Raw genomic sequence first — 8,453 nt, forward strand, 5'->3', positions numbered from 1 at the left:
GTCCTACACCATCCCGGTGGGCAGCTCCAGCGTGCTGATCGACGGGTTCATGGACTGGGTGGTCGACAACGACAAGAACAGCCAAGGCACCTACCACGCCAACCTGCACTTCAACCCGCAGATCAAGTATGACCTGGGCAAAGCCTTGCACTGGGGCGAGAAGCAGCTGTACGTCGGTGTCGAGTACGATTACTGGAAGAACAAGTACGCCATCGAAGACACGAAGGACTTCACCACCAATCAGAGCGCCACGAGCTTGTTGGTGAAGTACCACTTCTGATCCAGGGTTGAAAGATCGCAGGCTTCGCCAGCTCCTACATAAGCGCATCGAGTGTAGGGGCCGGCGCCGGCTGCGGTCTTTTGCTTTGCCGCCAACACATCGAACTTCCCGATTAAACCCCCGCAAAATTCGCAACCATTGATCAGTCCGTCTGGCATAGCATGGCGCCATTCCACTCTGATCGAGGAGTTGCACCGATGACTCAATTTCGCAAAGTGCTTAGCCTGCATACCGGCCAACCCGCGTCCGATGGCGCCGGGGTCAAGCTGACCCGGGTATTTGGGGGGGCTGGTGTCGAACGCTTCGACCCGTTCCTGATGCTCGACGAATTYGGCTCGGAAAATCCCGACGACTACATTGCCGGTTTCCCCCCCCACCCGCACCGCGGCTTCGAAACCGTGACCTACATGCTCGAAGGGCGCATGCGCCATGAGGACCATCTGGGTAACGTCGGTTTGCTGGAAGGCGGTGGCGTGCAATGGATGACTGCCGCCAAGGGCATCATCCACAGCGAAATGCCGGAGCAGGAAGAAGGCGTGATGCGCGGCTTCCAGCTATGGCTGAACCTGCCAGGCAAGCACAAGCTCGATCCGGCCAGCTATCGGGATATTCAGCCAGCGGACATTCCACGGCTGAAAACCGCGCAAGGCGTCGAGGTGGTGGTGATCGCCGGTCTGTTCGACGACGGCACCGTCAAGCAAACCGGTGCGGTACAACGGCCAGACACCGAACCGTATTACTTTGATTTCCATCTACCGGCCGGCACCAGCATCACACCGAAACTGCCGGATGGGCATCGGGCACTGCTCTATGTGTATGACGGCAGCGTTGAATTGCCGGGGCAAACCCAGAGTGTCGGCGTCAGCAAACTGGTCCGTTTGTCGGATGAAGGCGAGTTGCAACTGAGTAGCGAGTCCGGGGCCAGAGTGCTGTTGATCGCCGGTAAACCGCTGGGTGAGCCGATCGTGCAGTACGGGCCGTTCGTGATGAATACCCGGGAGGAGATCGAACAGGCGTTGCGTGATTTTCGCGATGATCGGTTGACCGCCTGAGTTTTGCATCGTCTGCAACGGAGCCATCGCGAGCAGGCTCGCTCCCACATTTGATCCTCAGTGCACACAATATTTGTGTCGACGACGATCTCCTGTGGGAGCGAGCCTGCTCGCGATGGCCGCGCCACAGTTTTCAAGCCGGGATTACAGGCTCTTCCAACCCCAGGAACCGGCACAACTCTTCGCGCTTGGCCAAGGCATCGCGGCGGCCAAGCTCGATCAACTCGCTGCAATACCCTGCCTCGAACAGCAGATAACTCAACACCCCGGCCCCGCTGGTCCTGGTCGCACCCGGTCCGCGCAAGAACAGTCGCAACGCGGCTGGCAGCTCTTGCCGATGCCGTGCGGCGATTTCATCGATCGGCTGACTCGGAGCAATCACCAACACGTCCACCGGTGCAACACCGAGGCTGTGTGCTGCGGTACTCGCTGGTAACAAGTGACTGAACTGGTTCAAGCGTTGCAACAGCTCGATGTCACTCTCGAGGCTGTCAATGAACGTACTGTTGAGCAGGTGCCCGCCAATCTGCGCCAACGAGGGTTGCTGACCGGTGTAGGTGCGCTGCAACGGATTATCGGGGTCAACGCCGCGCGGGTTACCACTGACGCCCACCACCAGCACCCTGCTCGCCCCCAGGTGCAGGGCCGGGCTGATCGGCGCCGACTGCCGCACCGCACCATCGCCGAAGTACTCGTTGCCGATCTTCACCGGCGCAAACAACAACGGGATCGCCGAACTGGCGAGCAAATGGTCGACCGTCAATTGAGTCGGCATGCCGATACGCCGATGGCGCAACCAGGCATCGATACTCCGGCCCCCCTGATAAAAGGTCACGGCTTGCCCGGACTCATAACCGAACGCAGTCACGGCCACCGCATGCAGTTGTTTTTGTGCAATGGATTCATTGATGCCGGACAGGTGCAGGTTATCGTTCAACAGATCGCGCAGCGGGGAACTGTTGACCAGCGCCACCGGTACTTTTGCGCCGATCCCCAACAGGCTGTGACTKACAAACCGAGTGGCCTGGCTGATGACTCCCGGCCAATCGCTGCGCAGCACCAGGTCGCTGCGAAAGCCCTGCCAGAACGCGGTCAACCGCTGGATGGCCGCGGTAAAGTCCGTCGCCCCGCTGGCCAGGCTTACCGCATTGATCGCCCCGGCCGAAGTACCGACGATCACCGGAAACGGATTGGCGGAACCTGCCGGCAGCAGCTCGGCTATCGCCGCCAATACCCCGACCTGATACGCCGCCCGAGCCCCGCCGCCGGAAAGAATCAAACCTGTAACCGGCTCAGTTGAACTCATCGCAACGCTCCATGGTGCCTGGGCCTTTCAATCTAGTCTGACGAAATGGATTTAACCGCGCTTGGCATACAATTTCGGTTCGCCGGGCGGACGACTCTTGAAGCGTCGATGGGTCCAGAGGTATTGCTCGGGACAATCGCGCACGCAACGTTCAACCCACTGGTTGATCCGGATGCAGTCAGCTTCGTCGCTTTCACCCGGAAAGTCGTTCAGCGGCGCATGGATCACCAGGCGGTAGCCACTGCCATCGGCCAGGCGTTCCTGGGTGAACGGCACCACCAGCGCCTTGCCCAGCTTGGCAAACTTGCTGGTAGCGGGAACGGTTGCGGCCATAATGCCGAACAACGGCACGAAGATACTTTGCTTGGCGCCGTAGTCCTGGTCCGGTGCGTACCAGATGGCCCGGCCAGCGCGCAGCAACTTGAGCATGCCGCGTACGTCATCGCGCTCTACCGCCAGCGAGTCGAGGTTATGCCGCTCGCGACCACGCCGCTGAATGAAATCGAACAGCGGGTTTTTATGTTCGCGGTACATGCCGTCGATGGTGTGCTGCTGGCCGAGCAACGCCGCGCCGATTTCCAGCGTGGTGAAGTGCAACGCCATCAGGATCACACCCTTGCCGTCGCGTTGAGCCTGTTTGAGGTGCTCCAGGCCTTCGACATGGGCCAGGCGTGCCAGGCGCGCGCTGGACCACCACCAGCTCATGGCCATCTCGAAGAAGGCAATCCCGGTCGAGGCGAAGTTTTCCTTGAGCAGACGCTTGCGCTCGGCAGGTGTTTTTTCCGGGAAACACAGTTCCAGGTTGCGTTTGGCGATACTCCGACGATCGGTGGCAACCCGATACATCCCGCTACCCAGCAGGCGACCAATGCGCAGCAGCAGCGGATACGGCAACTGAACGACCAGCCACAACAGCCCTAGACCGCACCATAGCAGCCAAAAACGCGGATGAAAAAATGCAGCTCGAAATTGCGGGCGATCCATTAACGATTCCGGACAGACAACAAGGCCGCGCATTCTACATCGGTTCGACCCGGCTTGCGGCTTACGGGCGTTCTCGTTATAAGTCTCGGCACTTTTAGTGACAAGCCGTTTTATGCCGACCATGAGCCAAACCGAACCGCTAGACCAAGATCCCGTGTTCCAGTTGAAGGGCAGCATGCTCGCCATTACGGTGCTGGAACTGGCCCGCAATGACCTTGAAAGCCTTGACCGACAGCTGGCTGCGAAGGTCGCCCTGGCGCCTAATTTTTTCAGCAATGCGCCGCTGGTGCTGGCCCTGGACAAACTCCCGGCCACTGAAGGCGCGGTCGACCTGCCTGCGCTGATGCGTGTTTGCCGCCACCACGGCTTGCGCACGCTGGCCATCCGCGCCAGTCGCATCGAAGACATCGCCGCTGCCATTGCCGTCGACCTGCCGGTGCTGCCGCCGTCTGGCGCACGCGAGCGTGCACTTGACCCGCACGAAGGCGAAGTCAGGAAAAAGCCGGAAAAGCCGCCTGAGCCGACCATCAAGCCAACCCGAATAATCACTTCGCCAGTACGTGGTGGCCAGCAGATTTATGCCCAAGGTGGCGATTTGGTAGTGGTTTCCTCGGTCAGCCCGGGGGCGGAACTTCTCGCCGATGGCAACATCCATGTATACGGACCGATGCGCGGTCGCGCGCTGGCCGGTGTAAAGGGTGACTCCAAGGCACGGATTTTCTGTCAGCAATTGAGCGCTGAACTACTCTCCATCGCCGGTCACTACAAGGTTTCCGAAGATCTGCGCCGCGATCCGCTGTGGGGGGCMGGTGTACAAGTCAGCCTGTCGGGTGACGTGTTGAACATCATTCGGCTTTAACGGATACTGCCGCATTTTCCAAGCATCTCTAAAACGTAGCGAAAACGGCTCAAACGAAGTAGGAAAATGGCGCAAGGCAGCGTTTACCCGAGGTAAACCCCGCCCAACACCGGATTCCAGCCAAGGCTGTCCGACTGCAGTAGTTTTCAGGAGATGTTTTTCAGGGGCTAAAAGTCCTTTTTCCTTAGGGGTGAAACACCTTGGCCAAGATTCTCGTGGTTACATCCGGCAAGGGTGGTGTGGGTAAGACCACCACCAGCGCCGCTATCGGTACCGGCCTCGCTTTGCGCGGTCACAAAACAGTCATCGTCGACTTCGACGTCGGCCTGCGTAACCTCGATCTGATCATGGGTTGCGAGCGCCGCGTGGTGTATGACTTCGTCAACGTGGTCAACGGCGAAGCCAACCTGCAGCAAGCCCTGATCAAAGACAAGCGCCTGGAAAACCTCTACGTGCTGGCCGCCAGTCAGACCCGCGACAAAGACGCGCTGACCCAGGAAGGCGTGGAAAAGGTCCTGATGCAGCTCAAGGAAGACTTCGAATTCGTGGTCTGCGATTCTCCGGCGGGCATCGAGAAAGGCGCTCACCTGGCCATGTACTTCGCGGATGAAGCGATTGTCGTGACCAACCCGGAAGTCTCCTCGGTTCGTGACTCGGACCGCATGCTCGGCCTGCTGGCGAGCAAGTCGCGTCGCGCCGAAAACGGCGAAGACCCGATCAAGGAACACCTGCTGCTGACCCGCTACAACCCAGAGCGCGTAAGCAACGGCGAAATGCTCGGCGTCGAAGACGTCAAGGAAATTCTGGCGGTCACCCTGCTGGGCGTGATTCCAGAGTCGCAAGCCGTACTTAAAGCTTCCAACCAAGGCGTGCCAGTGATTCTCGACGACCAGAGCGACGCCGGTCAGGCGTACAGCGATGCCGTCGATCGTCTGCTGGGCAAAACCGTGCCACACCGGTTCCTTGACGTTGAGAAGAAGGGATTCTTCGAGCGCCTGTTTGGAGGTAGATAATGAATCTTTTTGACTTCTTTCGTGCCAACAAGAAAGTAAGCACCGCGTCGGTAGCGAAAGAGCGTCTACAGATCATCGTGGCGCATGAACGCGGCCAACGCAGTACCCCTGATTACTTGCCGGCCTTGCAGAAGGAACTGGTCGAGGTAATTCGCAAGTACGTCAATATCGGGTCCGATGACGTGCACGTCGCWCTGGAAAACCAGGGCAGCTGCTCGATTCTGGAACTCAATATCACCCTGCCTGATCGCTGAGTCGATCCGGCTGGAGCCACGGCGGCTCAGGTCCTTTCCAGCAACGGAGAGGACCTGAGCCGCCGTTGGCGTTTGTTACGAGGCTGTTTTAATGCCGCTGTCGAATATCCGCATCATCCATCAGGACGCCGCCGTACTGGTGGTGGACAAGCCTACCTTGCTGCTCTCCGTGCCTGGTCGCGCCGATGACAACAAGGACTGCCTGATCACCCGCCTGCAAGAAAACGGCTACCCGGAAGCGCGCATCGTCCATCGACTGGACTGGGAAACCTCCGGAATCATCCTGCTGGCCCGCGATCCCGATACCCATCGCGAGCTGTCTCGACAGTTTCACGACCGCGAAACCGAAAAAGCCTACACCGCACTGTGCTGGGGCCAACCGGAACTGGACAGCGGCAGCATTGATCTGCCGTTGCGCTACGACCCGCCGACCAAACCTCGCCACGTAGTGGACCATGAATTCGGCAAGCATGCGCTGACCTTCTGGCGCGTGCTGGAGCGTTGCGGCGATTGGTGCCGGGTGGAACTGACGCCGATTACCGGCCGCTCGCATCAGTTGCGCGTGCACATGCTCTCCATCGGCCATCCGTTGCTGGGTGACGGGCTTTACGCTCACCCGCAAGCCCTGGCTGCCTGGCCGCGCCTGTGCCTGCACGCCAGCATGCTCAGCTTCACCCACCCGCAAAGTGGCGAACGCTTGCGCTTCGAGTGCCCGGCACCGTTTTGAACACTCGTGAGCAGCCCGTCGCAGCAGCCATCGACAATCGTAAGGACATGGAACCCGGTGACGCATAAAGCCCCCGACTCAACCGCTCTGGCAAAAGCGCCGCAACAGCTGCTGTACCTGGTGTATGGCGACCAGGACGTTTACCGCAGAGAAGCCAAATTCAGTATTCTGACCGCTTTGTCGCAGCTCAGAAAAGACGAGTCCCTGTGCATCAGGATCTTTACCGACAGACCTGAAGACTATGCCGGCTGGCCTGTTGAAACCCTGGCCCTGGATCAGCAGACCTTGACCTCATGGCAAGGCGAGAACGGTTACCACCATCGCCGCAAGGCCTGCGCCATTGCTGCCGGGTTGAAGCTGGCGGAAAAAACCCTGTTCGTTGATACCGACACGCTGTTCCTCGAAAACCCCAATCTGATCCTCAAACGAATTCAGCCTCAGCAGTATCTGATGGATTGTTTCGAGTACGACTGGAGCTACGTCTGCAAACGCCCGGACTACGTGAAGCTCGGCACGTGCCTGCAAGCCCACGGCATCAGCTCCGACAACAGTTTCAAGCTTTACAACAGTGGTCTGTGCGGCGTCACGGACAGCGATACGCCATTGCTGGAAGAGACGATCAAGTTGATCGACGAATGGACTCAAGGCTCGTTCGATATCCATACAATCGAACAAATTGCCCTGTCATTCGCCATGCGTGACAAACCCGTGCAGGAGGCGAAGAAGTTCATCTACCACTACTTTGCCGAAAAAAGATTCTTTCATGCCATGCAAAAGCACTTCTTTACCCGGCATGGCGAACAGTTCCGCCCGCAGCTGCTCGAGCTTTGCCGTGAAGTCCCTCGCAGCAAACCGTTCCCTTCAGCCTGGAGGCGCCTGCAAATCAAATGGAAACTGCGCAATAAGCGTGGAAGCCTGAGAAAGGTCGCTCGCAATCTTCTGTATGGAAGTGCTGCGCCCAATCACCCGTATTACGCGGTCTGTCGACATGAGTGGTGGGAAAGCGCGTCTCGGGAAATTCTGCGCTGGGACGAGAGCCAAAAGAGAAAGCTCTTGTCACTGAGCCAGGATCACTGGCCGAAGCAATTACCCAAGCCAGCAAAACCGGAAGATGAGCAAGCAATCATTGCGTATCTGCAAACGCGACTATCCGAGTAGAACTAGCGAGCCTGCCTCATAACAGTGCCATCAAAGCACTTGCCCAATGCCGCGAGCCAATACGTTAAACTCGCGGCACTGCTGTCTGGAGCTACTTATGCGCGAAGAGTTGAACCAAGGCCTGATCGACTTCCTCAAGGCCTCCCCTACCCCATTTCATGCCACCGCCAGCCTTGTTCAGCGCCTGGAAGCGGCGGGTTATCAGCGCCTTGACGAGCGCGAGCCCTGGACCACCGAAGCCAATGGTCGCTACTACGTCACGCGCAACGACTCCTCGATCGTTGCGATCAAGATGGGGCGCAATTCCCCTCTGTACGATGGCATCCGCCTGGTTGGCGCTCACACCGATAGCCCATGCCTGCGAGTCAAGCCGCAACCTGAACTGCAGCGTCAGGGTTTCTGGCAGTTGGGCGTCGAAGTCTATGGCGGCGCATTGCTCGCCCCCTGGTTTGACCGTGACCTGTCGCTGGCCGGTCGAGTAACCTTTCGCCGCGACGGCAAGGTCGAAAGCCAGCTGATCGACTTCAAGGCACCGATCGCCACCATTCCCAACCTGGCCATTCACCTCAACCGTGAAGCCAACATGGGCTGGGCGATCAACGCACAGACCGAACTGCCGCCGATCCTTGCGCAATTTGCCGGTGACGAGCGTGTGGACTTCCGCGCCGTGCTTACCGATCAGTTGGCCCGGGAACATGGCCTGAACGCCGACGTGGTGCTTGATTACGAGCTGAGCTTCTACGACACCCAAAGTGCTGCCGTCATTGGCCTGCATGGCGACTTCATTGCCGGTGCGCGCCTGGACAACCTGTTGTCATGC

9 protein-coding genes and 1 pseudogene are annotated in these 8,453 nt (G+C 58.9%); 8 read left to right on the plus strand and 2 right to left on the minus strand.

Going from position 1 to position 8,453, the window contains the following annotated elements; translation table 11 throughout:
- Nucleotides 1-280: pseudogene (locus AC1DH9_RS14990) on the plus strand (outer membrane protein OmpK); the annotation flags it as partial.
- A 197-nt stretch (nucleotides 281-477) separates the two neighbouring features.
- A complete protein-coding gene (locus AC1DH9_RS14995) occupies nucleotides 478-1,332 on the plus strand; it encodes a pirin family protein (protein ID WP_427541541.1) in 855 nt (284 codons plus the stop codon).
- 133 nt (nucleotides 1,333-1,465) lie between these two features.
- On the opposite strand, the gene AC1DH9_RS15000 is transcribed toward AC1DH9_RS14995, so the two are convergent.
- Both AC1DH9_RS15000 and AC1DH9_RS15005 read right to left on the minus strand, forming a co-directional pair.
- Nucleotides 1,466-2,638 (minus strand): patatin-like phospholipase family protein, encoded by a 1,173-nt coding sequence (locus AC1DH9_RS15000; RefSeq protein ID WP_427541543.1) that lies wholly within the window; start codon nucleotides 2,636-2,638, stop codon nucleotides 1,466-1,468.
- Between the two features lie 51 nt (nucleotides 2,639-2,689).
- The gene (locus AC1DH9_RS15005) at nucleotides 2,690-3,622 is read right to left on the minus strand and encodes a lipid A biosynthesis lauroyl acyltransferase (RefSeq protein WP_427541545.1); all 933 of its coding nucleotides are present in this window, start codon (nucleotides 3,620-3,622) and stop codon (nucleotides 2,690-2,692) included.
- A gap of 121 nt (nucleotides 3,623-3,743) precedes the next feature.
- Here AC1DH9_RS15005 and minC point away from each other — a divergent pair, with 121 nt between their 5' ends.
- The 6 genes from minC to AC1DH9_RS15035 all read left to right on the plus strand — a co-directional run.
- Nucleotides 3,744-4,481 carry a septum site-determining protein MinC gene (minC, locus tag AC1DH9_RS15010; protein WP_054598158.1) on the plus strand — a complete coding sequence of 246 codons (738 nt, stop codon included), beginning with the start codon at nucleotides 3,744-3,746 and terminating at the stop codon, nucleotides 4,479-4,481.
- Nucleotides 4,482-4,681: 200 nt separating this feature from the next.
- Nucleotides 4,682-5,494 carry a septum site-determining protein MinD gene (gene minD, locus AC1DH9_RS15015; protein ID WP_427530447.1) on the plus strand — a complete coding sequence of 271 codons (813 nt, stop codon included), beginning with the start codon at nucleotides 4,682-4,684 and terminating at the stop codon, nucleotides 5,492-5,494.
- Nucleotides 5,494-5,748 carry a cell division topological specificity factor MinE gene (minE, locus tag AC1DH9_RS15020; protein ID WP_019693048.1) on the plus strand — a complete coding sequence of 85 codons (255 nt, stop codon included), beginning with the start codon at nucleotides 5,494-5,496 and terminating at the stop codon, nucleotides 5,746-5,748. The genes minD and minE overlap by 1 nt, the downstream gene beginning before the upstream one ends.
- Before the next feature lie 91 nt (nucleotides 5,749-5,839).
- The gene (locus AC1DH9_RS15025; protein WP_007940846.1) at nucleotides 5,840-6,475 is read left to right on the plus strand and encodes an RluA family pseudouridine synthase; all 636 of its coding nucleotides are present in this window, start codon (nucleotides 5,840-5,842) and stop codon (nucleotides 6,473-6,475) included.
- 57 nt (nucleotides 6,476-6,532) lie between these two features.
- Entirely contained in the window at nucleotides 6,533-7,633 is a 1,101-nt protein-coding gene (locus tag AC1DH9_RS15030) for a hypothetical protein (protein ID WP_427541548.1), read from the plus strand.
- Nucleotides 7,634-7,730: 97 nt separating this feature from the next.
- The coding region (locus AC1DH9_RS15035; RefSeq protein WP_477808361.1) for a zinc-binding metallopeptidase family protein at nucleotides 7,731-8,453 on the plus strand (723 nt) is incomplete at its 3' end.

It is taken from the genome of Pseudomonas sp. 05T35, assembly GCF_056396605.1.

What these genes read in the sequence shown, in the direction of transcription:
- AC1DH9_RS15005 (WP_427541545.1), bottom strand. Translation starts at nt 3,622, where the DNA reads ATGGATCGCCCGCAATTTCGAGCTGCATTTTTTCATCCGCGTTTTTGG.
- AC1DH9_RS15025 (WP_007940846.1), top strand. Translation starts at nt 5,840, where the DNA reads ATGCCGCTGTCGAATATCCGCATCATCCATCAGGACGCCGCCGTACTG.